The sequence below is a fragment of the Actinoplanes sp. NPDC051470 genome, assembly GCF_040682035.1.
In the GTDB taxonomy this organism is placed as follows: domain Bacteria; phylum Actinomycetota; class Actinomycetes; order Mycobacteriales; family Micromonosporaceae; genus Actinoplanes.
Genome location: NZ_JBFBAA010000009.1, coordinates 181,546 through 200,564, shown reverse-complemented (window position 1 = coordinate 200,564; position 19,019 = coordinate 181,546). Strand labels below are relative to the sequence as shown.

Genomic DNA, 19,019 nt, shown 5'->3' with positions numbered 1-19,019 from the left:
GGCATCCGCCCCAGGGACAAGCCGGTTCCTCCTGGGGCACCAGATCGGGTCCGGCCGGGCCAGAACCTGGCGCTGACGTTCGCCAACCACCACGATCGCAGCTCTGCCGACGAAAGGATACGCACGTGATGCGGAGCAAACGGCCGGGCTTCATCGGATCGCTGATGATCATCGTCGGCGGACTGCTGCTGTTCGTGTCTGGATTCTACTTTCACGACTCGCAGACGCCCTACCCCGACGGCATTTCGGCCACCGCCACGATCACCGACATCCACGCCGGCCGGAACAGCAGGGGCCGGCTGATGTACAGCGCGATCTATACCTTCACCGCAGCGGATGGGCACCCGGTGTCGTTCCAGGACCCGGCGTCCGCCAGCAACCGCCCCGATGTGGGCGCAACGGTCGAGGTGTCCTACCGCGCCGCCCACCCGGAGCAGGCCAGGCGGGTGCCGGCCGTCGGCTGGTTCAGCTGGATCATCGTCGCCGTGGGAGCGCTGGTCGTGATCTCGGGTCTCGGTCACCTGATCGGCAACCTCCGGCGGCTGAACCGATGATCGGTCCCCCTGCGGCGATCCGCCGCGCGAGATCGCCGCAATCCGCTTTCCCTGAACAAGAACCCGCGTCTGTCTGATGTGGTCGGTCGTCGCACGCGCCTGAAGATCTCTCCCACGTTCGTGCCAGCCGGGACGGCACCGGCGCCACCGGCCTTGTTCACGGGAGAAGGTTTGCCGGTCAGTTCCACTTACAGGAGGCAGCGATGACCACCCGTCACATCCGGCTCATGATGATCGGCGCGTTCGGCTTGGGGCTCGCCCTCACCCAGCAGGCCTGCGCCGGTATCGGCCCGGACCTCGTGGCCGGGCCGGCACCGTCGGCCACCTCCGAGACGGTCGACGAGTCCACCGCGCCGGCCGACTCCCCGACCACTCAGGTCTACGCCTCACCCCCTGAGGGTCAGGCATACGACGACGATGCCGGCCCCGCCGACCTCGCCCCCGATGATGGCGGCAAGGGCCGGGCCAGGAACTGCGCGAACGACGGCCTCCAGGTGACCGTGACACTCCAGCCGGACCGCGGCGACCGCGCCGCCCGAGGACTGGTCGCCGTGACCAACACCGGCAAGCGGGCCTGCAGCGTCGAGGGGCGAGTGATGATCTGGCTGACCAACGTCGCCGGCGAGGTGGTCAAGGTGCCCGCCACGCAGGTCAACGAGCCGGGCGCGGGCACGGCGATCTCGCTACGTCCGGGGCGGAGCGCCTTCCAGGGCATCAAGTGGGCGCCGTGCGACAAGGGCAACGAAAGCTGCCCCACGGGCAACGGACTCGGGTTCAGCGTGAACGGCTCGACCGGTGGCCCGGGCGCTGAGCTGTCCGGCTTCCCGCGACCGGAAAGCAGCGGCATCACGATGAAGTCGCTGCGGATCGGCACGCTGCAGCCGGTCACCCAGGGCGTCGTCGCCTGGTAACCGGCCGGGAGCCGGCAAGGCGTGAAACGGCTCGCGCCGATGGAGAAACGCGCACCAGACCGGTTGGCGGAAGACGGTGAACCTGGCCGACGGCGGGTGTCAGAGGCTGCCTCTGACACCCGTCGTCGGCCGCTACGGCCGGCCCTGGATGCTCGCCGGACCGCTGCCGGCGTCTACGACCAGCCCGATGCTGTCCGGATCCTCCGCCGCGATGACTATCGCGGTGGGTCGATGACGTGCCCGGCCCGGCTCTGCGTGAGCGTCCGTTGATCTTTCCCTTACCCGGGCGGTCATGGTCGCCGGCCCACCGAGGTCCGGCGCCGGAAAGCGTCAACCAGCAGGCTGCCGGCGAAGCCGGCAATGGCACCGGCGCCGAGGCCGAGGCCCAGCGCACCCCACGGGTTCGCCGTCAACCGCACGTCGAGGATCGGGACGGCGAGGACAAAGGCCCGGACGCCCAGCTCGGCGGAGACTCGGGACAGCAGCGTCAGGAGGACCAGCACGGCAGCCACCACCGGGCCGAGCCGCACGGCCAGGCCGGCCGCCCGGCGTAGCGGGCCGCAGGCCCGGTCCCGGCCGGTACGTGCGGCGACGGCGACGGCGATGCCGCAGGCCAGGAGCACAACGGCGGACAGCACCGCCGGCGCACCCCGTCCGGGCGGCGACCACCCGCCGTCGAGGACGCACGCGAGCACGCCGTCGGCACTGAACGACCAGGGCACGCCGAGCCCGTGCAGCAGCGCACCGCTCACCACGAGAGGCAGGACGAGCAGTAGTCCACCGGCTACCTGGGGGCCGACCCATGCCCAGGCCGCCAGTACACACACGACGGTCGCCCCGGCGATCGTCCACCGCGCGGCGCGCAGCGTTCCCGCGATGGCCGAGAACCGTGCGGTCAGCCAGCACAGCCCGACGACGGCCAGCGCCCCCACCGCGGCGCCGGCCACGGTGGAGCCGGTGGACACCGAGAAGCCGGCCTGGAACTGGTCGATGGGAAGAGCGCCGTTCAACGGGGTGCCCGTGCCCGCCGCGCACGCACCCATCCCGTCTGCCGCCGCCCGGGCGCTGCCGGACGGAAGCGTCAGCCTTCCACGTGCCGCCATCGCCACCACGCCGACACCGGCCGTGAAGGCGACCACCGCCGATATGCCGCGCACCAGCAGCCCCGACCGGCCGTGGCGCAGCAACAATGTCCCGAGCACCACCGCACCCACCAGCGAGACGCCCAGTGGCATCACCTTGAACTGACCCTGCACAGCGATCGGAAGGCCACCAGCCGGGACGGCGTCGATGGTGGCCGGGCCGCCGGCCGCCATCGCGACCACTGCCGCGGTCAGCCGACCGAGCCGGCCTGCTCGATCGGCGTCCAGCAGGAGCAGGCCGGCCACCGCGGTGCCAGCCATGGCGGACAGCGCGCCGGCCGCCGCGACCAGCCCCCGGTAGATGTCGCGAGTCGTCATCACACGTCGCGGCGTCGCAGGAGGACAAATGCGGTGACCAACACCGCGGCGACCCCGACGGACATGCCCGCCATGTTCCACCAAGGATGCGGGAAGTCCGGGTCCGGGACGGTCGCGATGGCAGCCGCAGCGCCGAGCGTCGGCCAGAAGTCGAACAGACCGCTCATCGAGGACGGAAAGAGCGGGGCCAGGCCGGGTACCAGGAAGACAATGCCCACCAGGGTGGCGAGCGCACCCGCGGTGGCTCGCATGATCGTGCCGAGCGCGACGGCCAGCAACGCGACGAGGGTCAGATAGAGACCGGCGGCGGCAACGGCGGAAAGCACGCCGGGATCGCCGAGCCCCGCGTTCGGCACACCTTGCCCGGCGAGCATCACCTGACCGATGAGGAAGGCGGCGAACATCAGCACCTGACCGGCCACCACGGCGACAGTTGCGGCGATCACCACCTTGGCCGCCAGTACGCGATGCCGCCTGGGCGTGGCGGCCAGCGTCGTCCGCATCAGGCCGGTGGCGAACTCCGAGGTGACCACCAGGATGGCGAGCACACCGAGGATCAGCTGGCCGACCTTGTAGGTCGTCAGGCTGTACGCCGTCGGATCCCAAAGGTCGCCCGCGTCCGCATAGGCCTCCTGAGCGACGCTGGAGGACATCATGGTGATCCCCAGGCTGACAACGAACAGGAACGCCAGCGTGTACCAGGTGGAGCGCAGACTGCGGAGTTTGATCCACTCGGCCAGGATCGTGCGGCTCATGCGGACGCCCCCTGGTACTCGACGCTGCAATGGGTCAGTTCCATGCTCTCCATCCCGGTCCGGGCGAGCACCTCGCCGACCCGACGATGGGGAGTGGTCTTGCCGGCACCGTTCGGGCCCAGGAAACCGGTGACCTGTCCGGCCTCGACGGTGAACGACAAGTCGTCCACCACGGTGTCGAGCCCGAACCGCTTGGTCAGTCCGCGTACCTCGATCATTGTCATGACGGCGATGCTGGCCCACCGGGCTGGCCGCTCTCGCAGAGCCTCTGGGAGAACTCTGTGGGATTGGCCGGTCGGCCAGGCCCGGTGGCCGATCCTCACCGGAAACTGCAGGACTCCGCATCGGCATTCGGCGCCGGCCCTCACCGGATCGATGCGATACGCCCACCGGCTAACGATTGTTAGTTCAAGGTACCGTCTTCGTCTAACAAGAGTTAGGCTGAGTCGTGAGTGAGATCCGCCGAGCGGTCAACAAGCGCGGTCAAGGCAGCCACCTGCGGCGCGAGATCCTGGATGCGGCGATCGCGCTCCTCGGGCAGGCGGGCACCGACGCCGGAGTGACATTGCGCGCCATCGCACGCCAGGCGGGAATCGCCGCACCGTCGGTCTATCCGCACTTCGCCGACCGGGCCGCGGTCATCGACGCGGTCGTGGCCGAGTCGTTCGCTGAGCTGGTGGCGGCCACCCACGCCGCCAAGGCCACCGCGACCAGCCCGGCCGACCGGTTGCGGGCGATCTGCGCCGGGTACGTGCGGTTCGGCCGCGATCAGCCCGGGCGGTACCGAATCCTGTTCGAGGGCTCGCAGGAAGGATCACCGCCTTCGGTGGCGAGGCGCCGGGCGACCGAAGGCGGCGCCGCCTTCGCCGGCCTCACCGATGCTCTGGCCGAATGCGTCGCGGACGGCTCCTCGGCCAGCTCCGATCCGGCCCGCGACGGCGCCGCGCTCTGGGTCGCGATACACGGTTTGGTCGTGCTACCCCGGGCGCGCCCGGCCTTCGACTGGCCGGCGACCGAGGTGCTGCTCGACCACATCGTCACGAGTCTCGGCCGCCTGACCAAGGTCTGAACCGGAATCGATCGGGCGATCTCGCCGGTGATCACCGGGGCGGGACATCGTGAATGCCGGGCCGGCGTGGGGCGAACCTCAGTTGACGGCCGCCAGGTACCTCGTCAGGCCAACATCTTGACCGGGCAGCGGCCCGCAGCTCGCCGACGCGCCGGCAGAGCCGTGTATTGCCGCAGCGCGGCGCTGGGCTTGAAGCCGGCCCGGAACCCGTCGCCGAGGGCAAGATCAGGCAGCCCGCGGGCCAGGGAGCGCAGCGCGGTCGTCAGCTCGAGCCGGGCCAGCGCCGCGCCGACGCAGTAGTGCGGCCCAGCACCGAAGCCCAGGTGCCGGCCGATCCCGGCCCGGCCGGGATCGAAGACATGCGGTTCGGGAAAGACCGCCGGGTCATGGTTCGCGGTGCCGATCAGGACCAGGCACCGGGTCCCCCCGGGGATGTCGACGCCGTCGACGGTGACGTCGGTGGTCGTCAGGCGCAGCCACCCGTCGATGGCCGGGCTGTGCCGGAGCGCTTCTTCGACGTGGTCGTCGAGGTACTGATCGTCATGGGCCAGCCGTTCCCACCGTTCCGGCTCGGCGAGGGCGTGGCGCAGAGCGTGGCCGATCGCCCCTGCGGAGCTCTCCCAGCCCGCACCGACGATGATGAGGGTCAGTGCGGCCACCTCGGCAATGGTGCTCCGGCGGATCGGCCGTGATGGCCACCGGCGGAACGGCGAGACCGGCCAGGATCGCGCCCGCCCGGCCGCTGATCGGCATGATCGGAGCGAGGGTGGCGACGTTGCTGAATCGCGTGGTGTCGGACAGGACGGTGCGGACGTTGTCGTGTCCCGCGATCAGCCACAGGCCGAGATCGGTGTCGTGGCTGACGAACGACCCCGAGGTGCTGATCCCCCGCCACGTGGCAGCCGGGTCGCGACTGTAGGACGGGCCGAAGGGGTCGAGTCGCATTGGACAGTCCTCTATGGTCGGTGCCGTCTCGCCGAAGTTGATCCGTACTGCGAAAACGGTAGCTGTGTGGTATCCGGCCGAGAACCGAAACAGGCGTTCGTACAGCAGGGTCTGCACCGTGAGGTCGACATCCTTGTGTGCTCTTTCACGCAGGAAGGGCTCACGCTGGGTCGCGTGGCCGGGTCAGCCCCAGGTCGTACGCGAAGATGACGGCCTGGATCCGGTCCCGGGCGCCGATCTTGGCGAGCACTCGGCCGACGTGGGTCTTGACCGTGGATTCGGAGAGCACCAGCCGCTCGGCGATCTCGCCGTTGGTCCAGCCCCGGCCGATCGCGACCAGAATTTCGCGCTCACGTTCCGTCAGCGTTCCGAGTCGCGGGTCCGCGGCCGGTCGTTCGGTGGCCGCAGGGCCGCCGAGGTGGTGGGCGAACGCGTCGAGCAGGCGCCGGGTCAGGGTGGGAGCGATGATCGCGTCGCCTGCGGCGACGGCGCGGATCCCGGCGAAGAGCTCGTCCGGGTACGCGTCCTTGAGCAGGAAACCACTGGCGCCGGCCCGCAGCGCGGCGTGCACGTACTCATCGAGGTCGAACGTCGTCAGCATGAGGATGTGCGAGCGGCCGCCGTTCGCCACGATCCGCCGGGTGGCCTCGATGCCGTCGAGTCCGGGCATCCGCACGTCCATCAGCACGACGTCGGGGCGCAGCTCGGTGGTCTGGCGTACCGCTTCGACGCCGTTGCGGGCCTCACCGACCACTTCGGTGCCCGGGTTGCTGTCCAGCAGCATCCGGAAGCCGAAACGTTGCAACGGCTGGTCGTCCACGATGAGGACGGTGATCATGCCGGTTCACTCCCCAGTTCGAGGTCGGCGGCTACCACCCAGCCGCCGCCGGGCGCCGGGCCGGCCGTGACCGTCCCGGCGTAGAGAGCGGCGCGCTCGCGCATGCCTACCATGCCGTGGCCCCCGGGAGCGGGGGGACCAGAACGGCCGCCGCCGGGTCGGCCGGTGTCACGAGCCGTGATCCGCAGCCGATCACCGTCGACCAGCACGGTCAGGTGGACGCGGGTATGCGGCCCGGCGTGCTTGAGCGCGTTGGTCAGCGCTTCCTGCGCGATGCGGTAGGCCGCCAGTTGCACGCCGGAGTCGATGGCGCCGAGGGCTCCGGCGCTCTGGTACTCGACCTGCGGGCCGGCGGCCCGGATCTGCTCGCACAGCAGGTCCAGGTCGGCGATGGTGGGTTGCGGGCTGAGGTTGAGCTCGTCGGTCTCCTCATGGAGCACGCCCAGCATGCGGCGTAGCTCGGCGAGGGAGGTGCGGCCGGTGTCGCCGATCAGCCGGAGCGCCTCCTTGCTGCGTTCGGGGACCGCGTTCATCGCGTGTCCGCCGCCGTCGGCCAGGGTGATGATCACCGAGAGGCTGTGGCCGAGGATGTCGTGCATCTCGCGGGCGACCCGTGCCCGCTCGGTGGCGACCGCGAGCCGGTGGCGCTGGTCGCGTTCGATCTCGAGTTGGGCGGCACGTTCGCGCAGTGCGGCCAGCTGGGCGCGGCGGATCCGGATCGCGAAGCCGAGCGCTACCGCGGCTGTTCCGACGCTGCCGACGAAGAACAGCACATCCCGCACCGGGACGACGTCGGACAGCCGTTCGGCCACCAGGACCACCGCCACGGTCAGACCGGGCACGGCCCAGGGCAGGCGGCTCAGCCGGCCGTACAGCACCAGGCTGTAGATCGAGACCAACAGCGCGACGTCCGCCCGCAGCATGATCCCCGCCGCCCACTGCGCCACGAAGAACGTCAGGACGGTGAGGAACACGGCCAGCGGGGTGCGGCGCCGCCACCACAGCGGCACCACCAGCACCGACTGCAACACCAGCATCTGCGGCAGCGGACGCTCGGTGAAGGCGATCGGCGCGTCGTCCGGCCGGCCCCGGTCGGGAACCAGGTCAGGCAGGCAGAACCAGAGGAAGACCACCACCACCGTGGCGGTGTCGAGCACCCACCGATGCCTGGCGTGCCACTCCCGCACGCGTTGGGCGGCGTGGAGCAACCGGACGGCAACGGGATGCCCGACCAAGATTCCGACCGCGCTGTCCTCGCTGCTCACCGGCCCATCCTCCAGCAAAGCGGCGGACGGCACCCGGTCAGGCCGGATGCCGTCGCGCGAGTGTTCCGGCCGCGATCAGGCGTCCGACCGCTTCAGCCGGTACGCGGCGCCGCCGAGTGCCAGCGCGGTCCAGCCGAGCAGGACCAGCAGCCCGGCGCCCGCCGACAGCGTCCCGGTGGAGTGGTGCAGGGCGAAGATCGACTCGCCGGCGTTGCTGGGCAGGTACGGGGTGAGATCGTCGCGCCAGGACTTCGGCAGCAGCGACATCAGACCCGGCACCAGCAGAAATGTGCCGACCAGGGCCGAGATGCCGCCCGCGGTCGAGCGCAGCAGGGCGCCCAGCGCGACCCCGATGACACCGATCACGGCCAGGTAGAGCCCGGCGCCGAACAGGCCGCGCAGGACACCGTCGTCCGAGATGCTCATCTCGAGCGGGGTGCCGGACAGGACCCCACTGCTGATCATGAACCCGGCGAAGACCCCGACCGTCGCGACGACGAAGGCGAGTGCCCCGTAGACGGCGGCCTTGGACCACAGCACCGGCAGGCGTCGCGGCACGGCGGCCAACGTCGACCTGATCATGCCGGTCGTGTATTCGCCGGAGGCGGTCAGCACGCCCAGCACGCCGAGCGCGATCAGGGCGAACGGGACTCCGAAGAGCGCCAGGCTGTAGGTCGTGGCGTCGGCGAAATCGGGGTCCATCGGCTGGCCGGAATCGATCTGCGACTTGTAGCGCAGCGCCGCGATGGCGCCGAAGCCGAGCAGGAACAGCAGCCCCAGCCCGAGCGTGATCCAGGTCGAGCGCAACGACCACAGCTTGGCCCACTCGGAGCGCAGCACCCGCCGGCCGGTCACTTTCAGGTGGCGATCGACGTGCCGCACCGGCGCGGTTCCGGCGGGTCGGGTGTCGGTGACGATGCTCATGCTGCCCTCGCAGGGGTGTTTGTGGCGTGGTATTCGACCGAGTCCTTGGTGAGGTCCATGAACGCCTCCTCGAGGGAGACGGTCTTGGCGGTGAGCTCGAACAGGGTGAGACCGCGGCCGGCCGCCTTGCGCCCGATCTCCCGCGCCGACAGACCGGTGACGCTGAGCTGCTCGGACCCGGGGCGCCCGGAGATCTCGACACCCGGCGCGGCCAGCACCCGGCGCAGCTCGGCCGGGTCGTCGGTGGCGACCACGACGGTGTCGCCACCGGCCCGCAGGACCAGATCCTGCACGGTCGTGTCGGCCAGGACCCGGCCCCGTCCGACGATGATGAGCCGGTCGGCGACCAGCGCCATCTCGCTCATCAGGTGGGACGAGACGAAGACGGTGCGGCCCTCGGCGGCCAGGCCGGTGAGCAGGTTGCGGATCCAGAGCACACCCTCCGGGTCGAGCCCGTTGACCGGCTCGTCCAGCATGACCGTCTGCGGGTCCCCGAGCAGCGCGGCGGCGATACCCAGGCGCTGGCCCATGCCGAGCGAGAACACGCCGGCGCGCTTGCGGGCCACCGACTGCAACCCGGTCAGCTCGATCACCTCGGTCACCCGGGCCCGGGAGATTCCATGGGTGTACGCGAGGACCTTCAGGTGGTCGAACGCCGAGCGCCCCGGGTGGATCGACCGAGCCTCGAGCAGCGCGCCGACCTCTTGCAGCGGGGCGGGATGCCCGGCGTAGCGGCGGCCGTTGACCGTCACCGTCCCGGAGGTCGGCGCGTCCAGCCCGATGATCATCCGCATGGTGGTGGACTTCCCGGCGCCGTTCGGCCCCAGGAAGCCGGTCACCGCGCCCGGCCGGACGGTGAAGTCCACGCCGTCCACAGCGGTCTTGTCGCCGTACCGTTTGGTCAGCTGTCGCGCCTCGATCATCGCTCCCCCATCGGAGTTCCGCCGCCGATGTCGTCGGCGTCCTGCCAAGGACGCTAGGTCCGGGTGATCACCGATCCGTGGTACCGCGGTACCGTCTTCGGCCGGCGCCGTGGTACCGCGGTATCACTTCCGATGCGGGCGATGTCCATTGCTTGCTGCGAAGGAGCGGAGCCTGAATCAGGCGACCGGGGCGGTCGTCAGCATCCAGTGGCTGAACTGGGCCCAGCGTTGGGCGTACTCCGCGGCGTCGGACGCGCGCTCCAGGTCGAGCGAGAACGCGCGGACACGATCGAACCCGGCCATGCGAGCCTCCTCGTACCGGACAAGCGCCGTGCCCGTGTCCGGCGCCTCCGCCAACGCCGCGCGCAGCGCACCGGCGTCCTCGATGCCGAGTGTGCCGCCCGACGCGATGTGGACCACCCGCCACATCTACGACAACCTCGTCGCCGCGGTCGTCGAAGCCGGTCACGTGAGCATCGAGACGGATGCTGGCCGGACCGACAGCCTCAGCAAGCAGCTTGATGAGAACGGATCGCGGCACCATCAACGCCCGATCGGACACACCGAGTCCTTCACCGAGAACATCTCGCCCGTCGGTGTCGAAGAGCCGGCCCACGATTTCGTGACCCACCTTGCGGATGTCCGGTCCGACCCCGATCCTGTCGAGTTCACGCATCGCGTTGCTCCACAGACTGATGGCGGCGCCACTCGATCGGATCTCGGCCGCCTGCTCCAGGACGGTGACATCGTGCCCGGCGTCCTGCAGGGTGGCGCCGGTCGTCAGCCCGACGAGGCCGCCGCCGACGATGACAATTCGCATGGTTCTTTCCTAGCCGCGAACGCCCGGGACAGACCCTGATCCGACGCGGCCATGGCCGCCCGCACCCCGAAGAATGTACGTTTTGTCGAGAAGGAAAGGTTTGGCGGTGACCCACCGGAGCAGCCCGTTTCCCTGGCCGTCCCGCGCGGTGCCGACCTCCACAACGTGGACGCCACCCCGCTGCGCGCGCACCGGTCGCACGGGCACCGACGGATCTTCCGGTCCACCTCGCGTTCGAGCGGCACCTCCGGAACGCGCCCCCGAGAACACAGTGACACAGCTCATATTTCTGCACGAATCCGCTGGCTGTGGCCGGTCCATCCGCCCCAACATCAGCCGCTGTCCGCTGGGTTCCGTCGTACCTCTGGCCTAACGTCCGATGTTGTAGACGGCAGTTCAGCTTCGTAACGGGGGTCGGTCCGATGACGACGCTCGACCGGGACACCATCGACGCCGACCATGAGTTGCGCACTCTGGAGGCCGTCGAGGGACACATCCGCGCCATCTGTTTCAAGACGGGACCGCCGGAGCTGATCGGCGCCGAGCTCGAGTGGACCGTGCACCATGCGACGGCACCTCAGGCGCCTCTCCACCCGGCAACTGTTCGGCGCGTCCTCGGCCCGCACGCACCAACCACCATCCGACCAGAGCACTCGCCCGATCCCCTGCCCGCCGGCGGCAGCGTCACCCTCGAGCCGGGCGGGCAACTAGAGATCTCCTCGGCCCCGGCCCCGTCGACCGCCGCGCTGCACGCGGCCGTGACCGCCGACGTCGCCCACCTGACCAGCCTGCTGAGCGAAGGTGGTCTGCGCCTCGGCGAGCACGGTATCGATGCGCACCGCCCACCCCGCCGTCTGCTGGACACGCCGCGCTACGCGGCCATGGAGCGGACCTTCGACACCCGCGGCCCGCACGGGCGCGTCATGATGAGCAGCACCGCCGGCCTGCAGGTTTGTCTCGACGCCGGTACCCCGGCCGAACTCGGGGTCCGCTGGGCCACCGCACACGCGCTCGGCCCGCCGTTGATCGCCCTCTTCGCCAACTCCGCCCGCCACGCCGGTCGGGACACCGGCCTGGCCTCAGCCCGCATGGCGGCGTGGTGGGGCATGGATCCCCGCCTCACCCATCCGCCGCTCGAGCCGGTCGGTGACCCGGTCACCGCCTGGGTCCGGTACGCGCTGGCCGCTCCCCTGGTCTGCGTCCGCCGCGGCGATGGCCGCTGGGATCCACCGCCCGGAGCGACCCTCGCCGACTGGGTCACCGGGGTTCTCCCGCGGCCGCCCACCGCGAGCGACGTCGAGTACCACCTGAGCACGCTCTTCCCGCCGGTCCGCCCGCACGGCTACCTCGAGGTTCGCTATCTCGACGCGCAGCCGGGTGACGAATGGATCGCGCCGGTGGCGATGCTCGCCGCCCTCTTCGCCGATCACCGGACCACCGAGCGGGCGCTGGAGCTGGCTCAGCCGGTGGCTGGGCGCTGGCGCAGCGCGTACCGCCGCGGGCTGGCCGACCCGGCACTGCGCCGCTCCGCCGCGACCCTCACCGAGCTGGCCGCGGACCGGCTGTCCCTGCCCGCCGACCTCAGCACCCACGTCGTCGAGACCGTCCAGCGGCGTCTGCGCCGCGCCGATGTCACCGAGGAGCAGCGATGACCGTCGAGACCGAACGCCTGCGCAGCCTGGTCGCCACCGAACTGAATCGGGCCCGCGACCGCACCGTTCTGCTCACCGAGGCAGTCGACGAGGAAGACCTGATCCGGCAGCACTCACCGCTGATGTCCCCGCTGGTGTGGGACCTGGCCCACGTCGGCAACCAGGAGGAGCTCTGGCTGGTCCGCGACGTCGGCGGCCGCGAACCGGTGCGACACGACATCGATGAGCTGTACGACGCCTTCAAGCATCCGCGCCGCGACCGCCCGCAACTGCCGCTGCTCGGGCCGGCCGAGGCCCGCCGCTACGTGGCGACGGTGCGGGACAAGGTGCTCGACGTCCTCGACCACTCGCGGCTGGACGGGACGCCGCTGGTGGAGCACGGGTTCGCGTTCGGCATGATCGTCCAGCACGAGCAGCAGCACGACGAGACCATGCTCGCCACCCACCAGCTGCGGGCCGGCGCGCCCGTGCTGCAGGCGCAACCACCGCCCGGCGCGGCGGTGCCGGTCGGCGGCGAGGTGCTGATCCCCGGCGGTGCGTTCACGATGGGTACCAGCACGGAGCCGTGGGCGCTGGACAACGAGCGCCCGGCCCACCGGGTCGACGTAGCGACGTTCTTCATGGACCGGGCGCCGGTCACCAACGGGCAGTACGCCGCCTTCCTCGACGCCGGGGGATACGACGATCCGCGCTGGTGGAGCCCGGCGGGGTGGCGACACCGGCAGACGGCCGGGCTGAGCGCGCCGCAGCACTGGCAGCGGGACGGCGACGAGTGGGCGTACACGCGGTTCGGCCGCATCTCGCGGATCATCCCGGACGAGCCGGTGGTGCACGTCTGCTTCTACGAGGCGGAGGCGTACGCGGCGTGGGCCGGCAAGCGGCTGCCCACCGAGGCCGAGTGGGAGAAGGCCGCGCGGTTCGACCCGGCGACCGGCCGCTCCCGGCGCTTCCCATGGGGCGACGAGCCACCCACCGCCGACCACGCGAACCTCGGACAGCGGCACCTGCAGCCCGCCGCCGCGGGCGCGTACCCGGCCGGCGCCTCGCCGAGCGGGGTGCACCAGCTCATCGGGGACGTCTGGGAGTGGACGTCCAGCGACTTCCTCGGCTACCCCGGGTTCGTCGCGTTTCCGTACCCGGAGTATTCGGAGGTCTTCTTCGGCCCGGAGTACAAGGTGCTGCGCGGCGGATCGTTCGGCACCGACGCGGCCGCCTGCCGCGGCACCTTCCGCAACTGGGACTACCCGATCCGCCGGCAGATCTTCAGCGGATTCCGCTGCGCGCGGGACGCCTGATGTGCCGTCACCTCGGGTACCTCGGACCGCCCGTACCCCTGTCGGCGGTGTTGTTCGATCCTCCGCACGGGCTGGTGCGGCAGTCGTGGGCGCCCAAGGACATGCGCGGGGGCGGCACCATCAACGCCGACGGGTTCGGGATCGGCTGGTACACGCCGAACGGTGCGGTCAGGTACCGGCGGCACACCCCGATCTGGAGCGACCCCACGCTGGCGGGGCTGGCGGCGACGGTGACCTCGACCACGGTGCTCGCCGCCGTACGCAGCGCCACCGTCGGGATGCCCGTCACCGAAACCGCAGCCGCGCCGTTCGGTGAGGGCCCGTGGCTGTTCAGTCACAACGGGATCGTCGCCGGCTGGCCCGGCTCGATGGCGAAACCGGCCTCGGCCCTGCCCACGACCGATCTGCTCACCCTCGACGCTCCCACCGACGCGGCCCTGCTCTGGGCGTTCGTCCGCGATCGGCTGCGGGCCGGCGCCACCCCGGCCGACGCCCTCGCCTCGGTCGTGGCCGAGGTCGAACCGGCCGCGCCCGGCTCCCGCCTCAACATGCTGCTCACCGACGGAACGTCGCTCGCGGCCACCACCGCCGGTCACTCGCTGTCGGTCCGGCGCCGCGCGGCCGACGTCGTCGTGGCCTCCGAGCCGCTCGACGACGATCGCGGCTGGCAGCCCGTCCCCGACCGGACCCTGCTGATCGCCACGGCCACCACCCTCACCACGAAGACCCTGGGAGAACTGTGAACGTACCCGCCCTCGACGTCCACCTCGACGACGACGAGATCAGCCGTAGCCTGCGCAGTGACGTGATCACCGGACTGACCGCCGAGAAGAAGTGGCTACCGCCGAAGTGGTTCTACGATGCCCGGGGCAGCGAACTCTTCGAGCAGATCACCGAGCTGCGCGAGTACTACCCGACCCGCGCCGAGCGGCAGATCCTCACCGACCGGGCCGCCGAGATCGCCCGGCACACCCGGGCGCGGTCACTGCTCGAACTCGGCTCGGGCTACTCCACCAAGACGCGCCTCCTGCTCGACGCGCTCACCGCGTCCGGCGTCCTCGAGACCTTCGTGCCGATGGACGTCTCCCCCACCGCGCTGGCCGCGGCCGCCGACCGGATCACGGCCGACTATCCCGGTCTGCGGGTACACAACGTCGTCGGCGACCTCACCCGCCACCTGAAGCACCTGCCGGTCGGCGGTGACCGTCTCGTCGCGTTCCTCGGCGGCACGATCGGCAACCTCCTGCCGGCCGAGCGGGCGGCTTTCCTCGCCGAGGTGCGCGCGGTGCTCGAGCCCGGCGAGCACCTGCTGCTCGGCACCGATCTGGTGAAGAGCCCGAGCGTCGTGGTGCCGGCGTACGACGACGCGCAAGGGGTCACCGCGGCGTTCAACCGCAATGTCCTGCGGGTCCTCAACAACAGCTTGGACGCCGACTTCGATCTGGACGGGTTCACCCACGTCGCGCTCTGGGACGCCGAGCAGGAGTGGATCGAGATGCGGCTGCGCGCCCGCTGGCCGATGCGCGTGACGATCCCCGGCGCCGACCTGGTCGTCGACTTCGCGGCCGGCGAGGAGGTCCGCACCGAGGTGTCCGCCAAGTTCAGCCGTTCAGGCGTGCAGAGAGAGCTGACCGAGGCCGGGTTCACCCTCGACCACTGGTGGACCGACCAGGACGGGCTGTTCGCCGTTTCCCTCGCCAAGGCCATTCCGCTGAGCTGAGGGCGGCAACAGCGCCGTCAGGCGCACCGGTGGGGAGGAGAGAGGCCCCGGACCGCTACCCGGGCGGTCCGAGGCCTTTCGATGGCGGCGGCCGGCGCATCTCCTGCCGGCGTCACCACATCACCAGTGGGGCATCAGCGCTACCGGATAGCGGGCGCCGGCCGCGCCGTGCGGCAGTACGGCGTGAATACGTTTCAGATCCCCGTCGGTCAGGGCAAGCGACGCCGCGCGGACGTTCTCCTCGACCCGTCGTGGGTCACGGGTTCCGGGGATCGGGACGATGTCGTCTCCTTGGGCGAGGAGCCAGGCCAACGCGAGCTGCGCGACGGTGGCGTTCTTTCCCCGGGCGATCGCGGTCAGCTCACCGACGGCCGACACGTTGCTTTCGTAGTTTCCGGGCTGCCAGCGATCGTCCCAGCTGCGCATGTCGTCCGGCGGATACGCTGCCGCCGGCCGCACGTCGCCGGTCAGAAATCCCCGACCGAGGGGTGAGTACGGTACGAAGCCGATGCCGAGTTCCCGCAACGCCGGCAGCACATCGGCCTCTACCGCGCGCTCGAACACCGAGTACTCGGTCTGCAGCACGGACACCGGATGAGCCGCGTGGGCCCGCCTGATCTCGTCCTCACCGGCCTCGCTGAGGCCGAACCAGCGCACTTTTCCTTCGGCAACCAGCTCACCCACCGTTCCGGCGACGTCCTCGATCGGCACGGCCGGGTCAACCCGGTGCTGGTAGAGCAGATCGATGTGGTCGGTGCCCAGGTGACGCAGGCTGTTCTCGGTGACCTCGCGGATGTGGTGCGGCCGGCTGTTCAGCGCCGTGCCGATCTTGGCCGGATCGCTGAGGTCGTAGCCGAACTTCGTAGCCAGCACGACGTCACCGCGGAAGCCCCGGACCGCACGGCCGAGGAGCTGTTCACTACTGCCGGTGCCCAGCCCGTACAGCTCCGCGGTGTCGAACAACGTCACCCCCAGCTCGTACGCCCGATGGATCGCCGCAGTGCTCCCGCCGGGATCGCCGGGACCATAAGCCATGGTCATGCCCATCGTGCCCAGCCCGACAGCTCCGACCCGCAACCCTTGCGAGCCCAGCTGACGAGTCGGCATCTGCCCGTTAGTCATGGCCGCAACGCTATGCATGACTCACGGCCGCGGCATGGGCCAGTACGTGCGTAGTGTTGCCTGATTCTCTCAGCGAAAGGTTTCGGCGCATGCTCGACGAACTGGCCGACGTTGTCGCCCGGCACAGCGTCCCGATCTGGGTGGACACCATGATTCCCCGGTTGACGCTCGTCCGGATGGACAGCTCGACCGACCCGCATGACATGCTGTATGAGCCGATGGTCTGCTTCGTGGCCGCGGGCGCCAAACGCATCGAGGCGGGCGACCTCAGCTGGCGCACGGGCGCCGGCACGATGTTTCTGAGCTCGCTGGAAGTGCCGATCACGGCCATGTTCGACCAGGTGCCGTACCGCTCGGTGGTACTCCGGCTCGACGGCCGGGTGCTCTCGGACCTCCTGCTCGAACTGGGCGGCACGCCGCCGCGAGAAGCGCCCGGCGCCGGTGGGATGTCGAGTGCGCCGGTTACGCCGGCGCTGATCGATGCCGTTCTGCGTTGGGTGCGGTTGCTGGACACGCCGGGGGACATTCCGGCGTTGGCCGGCCGGATCGAGGGCGAAATCCTGTACCGGCTGCTGACCGGGCCACTGGGCCCGACGCTGCGCCAGTTCACGTTGGCCGACTCGCGCGTCGCGCAGGTACGAACCGCGGCACAGTGGATTCGCCGGCATTTCAGGGAGCCGTTGACAGTGGAGGCCGTGGCCGCAGCCGGTCAGATGAGCGTGGCGTCGTTGTATCGGCACTTCAAGGCGGCGACCGGGATGAGCCCGGTCCAGTTCCAAAAACTACTGCGCCTGCAGGAGGCGCGCCGGCTGCTGGTGTCCGGGCAGGTGACCGCGGCCGGGGCGGCGGGCGCGGTCGGGTATGCCAGCGCGACCCAGTTCAACCGCGAGTACAACCGGCAGTACGGGATCTCACCCGGCCGCGACACCGCGATGTTGCGCAGCCGCCTGGCGGTGGACGCGGTGACCAGCCCGAGCGCGGGCTCATAACCTGCCGGTACGCGCGATCACCTGGCCGGCGAAGTCGAGCATCTCGTCAAGGCCGGTGAACATCCTGAACGGATGGAAGTACGCCTCGTCAACGCCGGACTCGGCGTACCGCTGCAACCTGTCCGCCAGCGAGCCGACGGACGTGCCCGGTTCGAGGTTGATCCGCATGGCCGTCTTCAGCGCGTCGGGATCGCGGCCGGCGTCCTGCGCCGCTCGGCGCGCGATCGACCACAGGCGGTCGGCGCCCGCATCCCGCCCGCCGGCCGCGGCAGGCGCCGGCCCCTCGACCCCGAGCCAACCGACCCCGCTGCGGCCGACCCGGCGCATGGCGGCCTCGCTGGCACCGCCGATCCAGATGGGTGGGCCGCCCACCTGGACCGGACGCAGGCCGGCGTGTACCGGTGGCAAGGTGAAGAACTCGCTGGTCCAGGCCACGGGATCGGTCGTCCACCACGCGTGCAGGAACGCCAGCATGTCATCGAGCATCTTGCCGCGCCGGTGCCAGTCGGCGCCGCGGCTGACGTCGTACTCCTGCTTCATCCATCCCAGCCCCACACCAACGCCAAGGCGGCCGTCGCTGACCACGTCGAGCGTGGTCAGCAGCCGGGCCAGGTGCGGCGGCTCGTAATAGAACGTGCTGAGCGTGCTGGCGTTCAGGCGCATCCGGCTGGTCGCCGCCGCGGCGACGGTCAACAGCAGCACCGGATTGAGGGAGCGGGTCATCTGCGGCCCGAGGGCCAGGTAGTCATCGCCCACATCAATCGGCGTGACCAGGCGATCGCCGACCCACAGGGTGTCGTAGCCGAGGTCCTCGAGTCCGCGGCAGAACGCGCTCAGGCCCGGGGCGCCGCTGACGGCGGGCCCGACAATGGGAATCACGAAACCGAGCTTCATCGCGAGAGTCTCCTCGGGCAGAATCGTTGGCCGACATTCGACATCCGACATCAATGGATCGGTGATCCATCAACCATCGCCCGGGGCGCACGGCGACCTGTTCGCCGGCTGCTCCCCCGGGCGCTCAGCCGGCGAACTCGTTGACGCCGAGAGCGAAGTCGAAGTGGCCGACCCCGTTGCCGGCGAGGCCAACCGTGGCCAGACCCATTCCTTCCAGCCAGTGCGCCATCTTCAGACCGCCGACGTCCAGCGGGCGCAGCCCGAGGCTCTGGATGAATGCCGCCACGTCCGCCTTGGCCTGCGCGTTGTCGCCGGCGATGAACACGTCGGGCCGGCCATTCTCCAGGACATTACGGAAGATGGTGTTGAAGCCCTTCACCACGCTCACGTCGGCCGGGGCCGCCTTGGCGACTTCCCGCGCGATCGAGGTCTCCTCACTGTGGGCCAGCCCGTCGAACGTGGCGTTGAAGGGGTTGCTGATGTCGACGATGATCTTGCCCGCGAGGGCGTCCCCGTACTCGGCGACGGCCGGAACGACAGCGGCGTACAACAGGGCCGTGATGACGATGTCCCCGGCCGGGACGGTGCCCCACTTGCCCGTCGTCGCGCCGCCGCCCAGAGCCTTGGCCAGGTTGTCGGCCTTGGCCTGATCACGTCCCATGACCTCGACGGTGTTGCCGCCCGCCACCGCGAGCGTGCCGATGGCGCGTGCCATGTTTCCCGTACCGATGAGGGTGATGCTGCTCATGAGTGTTCTCTCTTTCCGTTCTCGAGGAATCTCGACGGCGGACGGCAGCGGACGCCAACCATGGTCACCTCGGCAACCTTGCCGTCCGCGTCCTTGCCGTCCGCGTCGAGGAGATGCGGCCCATCCCCGTTGACC

At 70.4% G+C, this 19,019-nt stretch carries 19 protein-coding genes and 2 pseudogenes; 8 read left to right on the top strand and 13 right to left on the bottom strand.

Features of this window, described 5'->3' with window-relative positions; translation table 11 throughout:
• The first annotated feature begins 128 nt into the window (after nt 1–128).
• Both AB0M54_RS18460 and AB0M54_RS18455 read left to right on the top strand, forming a co-directional pair.
• The gene (locus tag AB0M54_RS18460) at nt 129–554 is read left to right on the top strand and encodes a DUF3592 domain-containing protein (RefSeq protein WP_364324914.1); all 426 of its coding nucleotides are present in this window, start codon (nt 129–131) and stop codon (nt 552–554) included.
• A gap of 203 nt (nt 555–757) precedes the next feature.
• Nucleotides 758–1,465: a DUF4232 domain-containing protein gene (locus AB0M54_RS18455; protein ID WP_364472603.1), complete on the top strand. Its 708-nt coding sequence runs from the start codon at nt 758–760 to the stop codon at nt 1,463–1,465.
• 290 nt (nt 1,466–1,755) lie between these two features.
• On the opposite strand, the gene AB0M54_RS18450 is transcribed toward AB0M54_RS18455, so the two are convergent.
• From AB0M54_RS18450 to AB0M54_RS18440, 3 genes and pseudogenes are all read right to left on the bottom strand, one after another.
• Nucleotides 1,756–2,925 (bottom strand): streptophobe family protein, encoded by a 1,170-nt coding sequence (locus AB0M54_RS18450; protein WP_364472602.1) that lies wholly within the window; start codon nt 2,923–2,925, stop codon nt 1,756–1,758.
• Nucleotides 2,925–3,680 (bottom strand): ABC transporter permease, encoded by a 756-nt coding sequence (locus tag AB0M54_RS18445; RefSeq protein ID WP_364324665.1) that lies wholly within the window; start codon nt 3,678–3,680, stop codon nt 2,925–2,927. Before AB0M54_RS18445 ends, AB0M54_RS18450 begins: the two co-directional genes overlap by 1 nt.
• A gap of 92 nt (nt 3,681–3,772) precedes the next feature.
• Nucleotides 3,773–3,898 (bottom strand): annotated as a pseudogene (locus AB0M54_RS18440) (ATP-binding cassette domain-containing protein); the annotation flags it as partial.
• Between the two features lie 230 nt (nt 3,899–4,128).
• Between AB0M54_RS18440 and AB0M54_RS18435 the strand changes: the two are divergent.
• On the top strand, nt 4,129–4,749 hold the full coding sequence (locus AB0M54_RS18435) for a TetR/AcrR family transcriptional regulator (protein WP_364472600.1): 621 nt from the start codon (nt 4,129–4,131) through the stop codon (nt 4,747–4,749).
• 104 nt (nt 4,750–4,853) lie between these two features.
• Here the strand turns inward: AB0M54_RS18435 and AB0M54_RS18430 are convergent, their stop codons facing one another.
• The 7 genes and pseudogenes from AB0M54_RS18430 to AB0M54_RS18400 all read right to left on the bottom strand — a co-directional run.
• On the bottom strand, nt 4,854–5,408 hold the full coding sequence (locus AB0M54_RS18430) for a cytochrome P450 (RefSeq protein ID WP_364324659.1): 555 nt from the start codon (nt 5,406–5,408) through the stop codon (nt 4,854–4,856).
• Nucleotides 5,409–5,854: 446 nt separating this feature from the next.
• Nucleotides 5,855–6,532 (bottom strand): response regulator transcription factor, encoded by a 678-nt coding sequence (locus AB0M54_RS18425; RefSeq protein ID WP_364324657.1) that lies wholly within the window; start codon nt 6,530–6,532, stop codon nt 5,855–5,857.
• Complete coding sequence (locus AB0M54_RS18420) at nt 6,529–7,797, bottom strand: histidine kinase (RefSeq protein WP_364324654.1); 1,269 nt, start codon at nt 7,795–7,797, stop codon at nt 6,529–6,531. The genes AB0M54_RS18425 and AB0M54_RS18420 overlap by 4 nt, the downstream gene beginning before the upstream one ends.
• A 75-nt stretch (nt 7,798–7,872) precedes the next feature.
• Nucleotides 7,873–8,721 (bottom strand): ABC transporter permease subunit, encoded by an 849-nt coding sequence (locus AB0M54_RS18415; RefSeq protein WP_364472598.1) that lies wholly within the window; start codon nt 8,719–8,721, stop codon nt 7,873–7,875.
• A complete protein-coding gene (locus AB0M54_RS18410; RefSeq protein ID WP_364324648.1) occupies nt 8,718–9,644 on the bottom strand; it encodes an ATP-binding cassette domain-containing protein in 927 nt (308 codons plus the stop codon). The genes AB0M54_RS18415 and AB0M54_RS18410 overlap by 4 nt, the downstream gene beginning before the upstream one ends.
• A 177-nt stretch (nt 9,645–9,821) precedes the next feature.
• Nucleotides 9,822–10,064 (bottom strand): hypothetical protein, encoded by a 243-nt coding sequence (locus AB0M54_RS18405; protein ID WP_364472713.1) that lies wholly within the window; start codon nt 10,062–10,064, stop codon nt 9,822–9,824.
• A gap of 61 nt (nt 10,065–10,125) precedes the next feature.
• Nucleotides 10,126–10,464: pseudogene (locus AB0M54_RS18400) on the bottom strand (FAD-dependent oxidoreductase); the annotation flags it as partial.
• A 422-nt stretch (nt 10,465–10,886) separates the two neighbouring features.
• Between AB0M54_RS18400 and egtA the strand changes: the two are divergent.
• The 4 genes from egtA to egtD are packed head-to-tail and all read left to right on the top strand — an operon-like array spanning nt 10,887 to nt 15,131.
• Complete coding sequence (gene egtA / locus AB0M54_RS18395; RefSeq protein ID WP_364472596.1) at nt 10,887–12,116, top strand: ergothioneine biosynthesis glutamate--cysteine ligase EgtA; 1,230 nt, start codon at nt 10,887–10,889, stop codon at nt 12,114–12,116.
• Nucleotides 12,113–13,411 (top strand): ergothioneine biosynthesis protein EgtB, encoded by a 1,299-nt coding sequence (egtB, locus tag AB0M54_RS18390; RefSeq protein ID WP_364472595.1) that lies wholly within the window; start codon nt 12,113–12,115, stop codon nt 13,409–13,411. Before egtA ends, egtB begins: the two co-directional genes overlap by 4 nt.
• Entirely contained in the window at nt 13,411–14,154 is a 744-nt protein-coding gene (gene egtC, locus AB0M54_RS18385; RefSeq protein WP_364472593.1) for an ergothioneine biosynthesis protein EgtC, read from the top strand. The genes egtB and egtC overlap by 1 nt, the downstream gene beginning before the upstream one ends.
• The gene (egtD, locus tag AB0M54_RS18380) at nt 14,151–15,131 is read left to right on the top strand and encodes an L-histidine N(alpha)-methyltransferase (RefSeq protein WP_364472591.1); all 981 of its coding nucleotides are present in this window, start codon (nt 14,151–14,153) and stop codon (nt 15,129–15,131) included. Before egtC ends, egtD begins: the two co-directional genes overlap by 4 nt.
• A 120-nt stretch (nt 15,132–15,251) precedes the next feature.
• On the opposite strand, the gene AB0M54_RS18375 is transcribed toward egtD, so the two are convergent.
• Nucleotides 15,252–16,253, bottom strand: coding sequence for an aldo/keto reductase (locus tag AB0M54_RS18375; RefSeq protein ID WP_364472589.1), 1,002 nt, complete (start codon nt 16,251–16,253; stop codon nt 15,252–15,254).
• 89 nt (nt 16,254–16,342) lie between these two features.
• Here AB0M54_RS18375 and AB0M54_RS18370 point away from each other — a divergent pair, with 89 nt between their 5' ends.
• Complete coding sequence (locus AB0M54_RS18370; RefSeq protein ID WP_364472588.1) at nt 16,343–17,242, top strand: AraC family transcriptional regulator; 900 nt, start codon at nt 16,343–16,345, stop codon at nt 17,240–17,242.
• On the opposite strand, the gene AB0M54_RS18365 is transcribed toward AB0M54_RS18370, so the two are convergent.
• A complete protein-coding gene (locus tag AB0M54_RS18365; RefSeq protein WP_364472586.1) occupies nt 17,237–18,136 on the bottom strand; it encodes a TIGR03619 family F420-dependent LLM class oxidoreductase in 900 nt (299 codons plus the stop codon). The two genes, AB0M54_RS18370 and AB0M54_RS18365, sit on opposite strands and share 6 nt — an antisense overlap.
• Before the next feature lie 124 nt (nt 18,137–18,260).
• A complete protein-coding gene (locus AB0M54_RS18360) occupies nt 18,261–18,884 on the bottom strand; it encodes an NAD(P)-binding domain-containing protein (RefSeq protein WP_364472584.1) in 624 nt (207 codons plus the stop codon).
• Nucleotides 18,885–19,019 lie beyond the last annotated feature (135 nt).

Bases quoted from the DNA above. Each gene is read 5' to 3' on its own strand.
- AB0M54_RS18460 (WP_364324914.1), top strand. From the start codon at position 129: ATGCGGAGCAAACGGCCGGGCTTCATCGGATCGCTGATGATCATCGTC.
- AB0M54_RS18455 (WP_364472603.1), top strand. From the start codon at position 758: ATGACCACCCGTCACATCCGGCTCATGATGATCGGCGCGTTCGGCTTG.
- AB0M54_RS18450 (WP_364472602.1), bottom strand. From the start codon at position 2,925: ATGACGACTCGCGACATCTACCGGGGGCTGGTCGCGGCGGCCGGCGCG.
- AB0M54_RS18445 (WP_364324665.1), bottom strand. From the start codon at position 3,680: ATGAGCCGCACGATCCTGGCCGAGTGGATCAAACTCCGCAGTCTGCGC.
- AB0M54_RS18425 (WP_364324657.1), bottom strand. From the start codon at position 6,532: ATGATCACCGTCCTCATCGTGGACGACCAGCCGTTGCAACGTTTCGGC.
- AB0M54_RS18415 (WP_364472598.1), bottom strand. From the start codon at position 8,721: ATGAGCATCGTCACCGACACCCGACCCGCCGGAACCGCGCCGGTGCGG.
- AB0M54_RS18410 (WP_364324648.1), bottom strand. From the start codon at position 9,644: ATGATCGAGGCGCGACAGCTGACCAAACGGTACGGCGACAAGACCGCT.
- egtA (WP_364472596.1), top strand. From the start codon at position 10,887: ATGACGACGCTCGACCGGGACACCATCGACGCCGACCATGAGTTGCGC.
- egtB (WP_364472595.1), top strand. From the start codon at position 12,113: ATGACCGTCGAGACCGAACGCCTGCGCAGCCTGGTCGCCACCGAACTG.
- egtC (WP_364472593.1), top strand. From the start codon at position 13,411: ATGTGCCGTCACCTCGGGTACCTCGGACCGCCCGTACCCCTGTCGGCG.
- AB0M54_RS18375 (WP_364472589.1), bottom strand. From the start codon at position 16,253: ATGACTAACGGGCAGATGCCGACTCGTCAGCTGGGCTCGCAAGGGTTG.
- AB0M54_RS18370 (WP_364472588.1), top strand. From the start codon at position 16,343: ATGCTCGACGAACTGGCCGACGTTGTCGCCCGGCACAGCGTCCCGATC.
- AB0M54_RS18365 (WP_364472586.1), bottom strand. From the start codon at position 18,136: ATGAAGCTCGGTTTCGTGATTCCCATTGTCGGGCCCGCCGTCAGCGGC.
- AB0M54_RS18360 (WP_364472584.1), bottom strand. From the start codon at position 18,884: ATGAGCAGCATCACCCTCATCGGTACGGGAAACATGGCACGCGCCATC.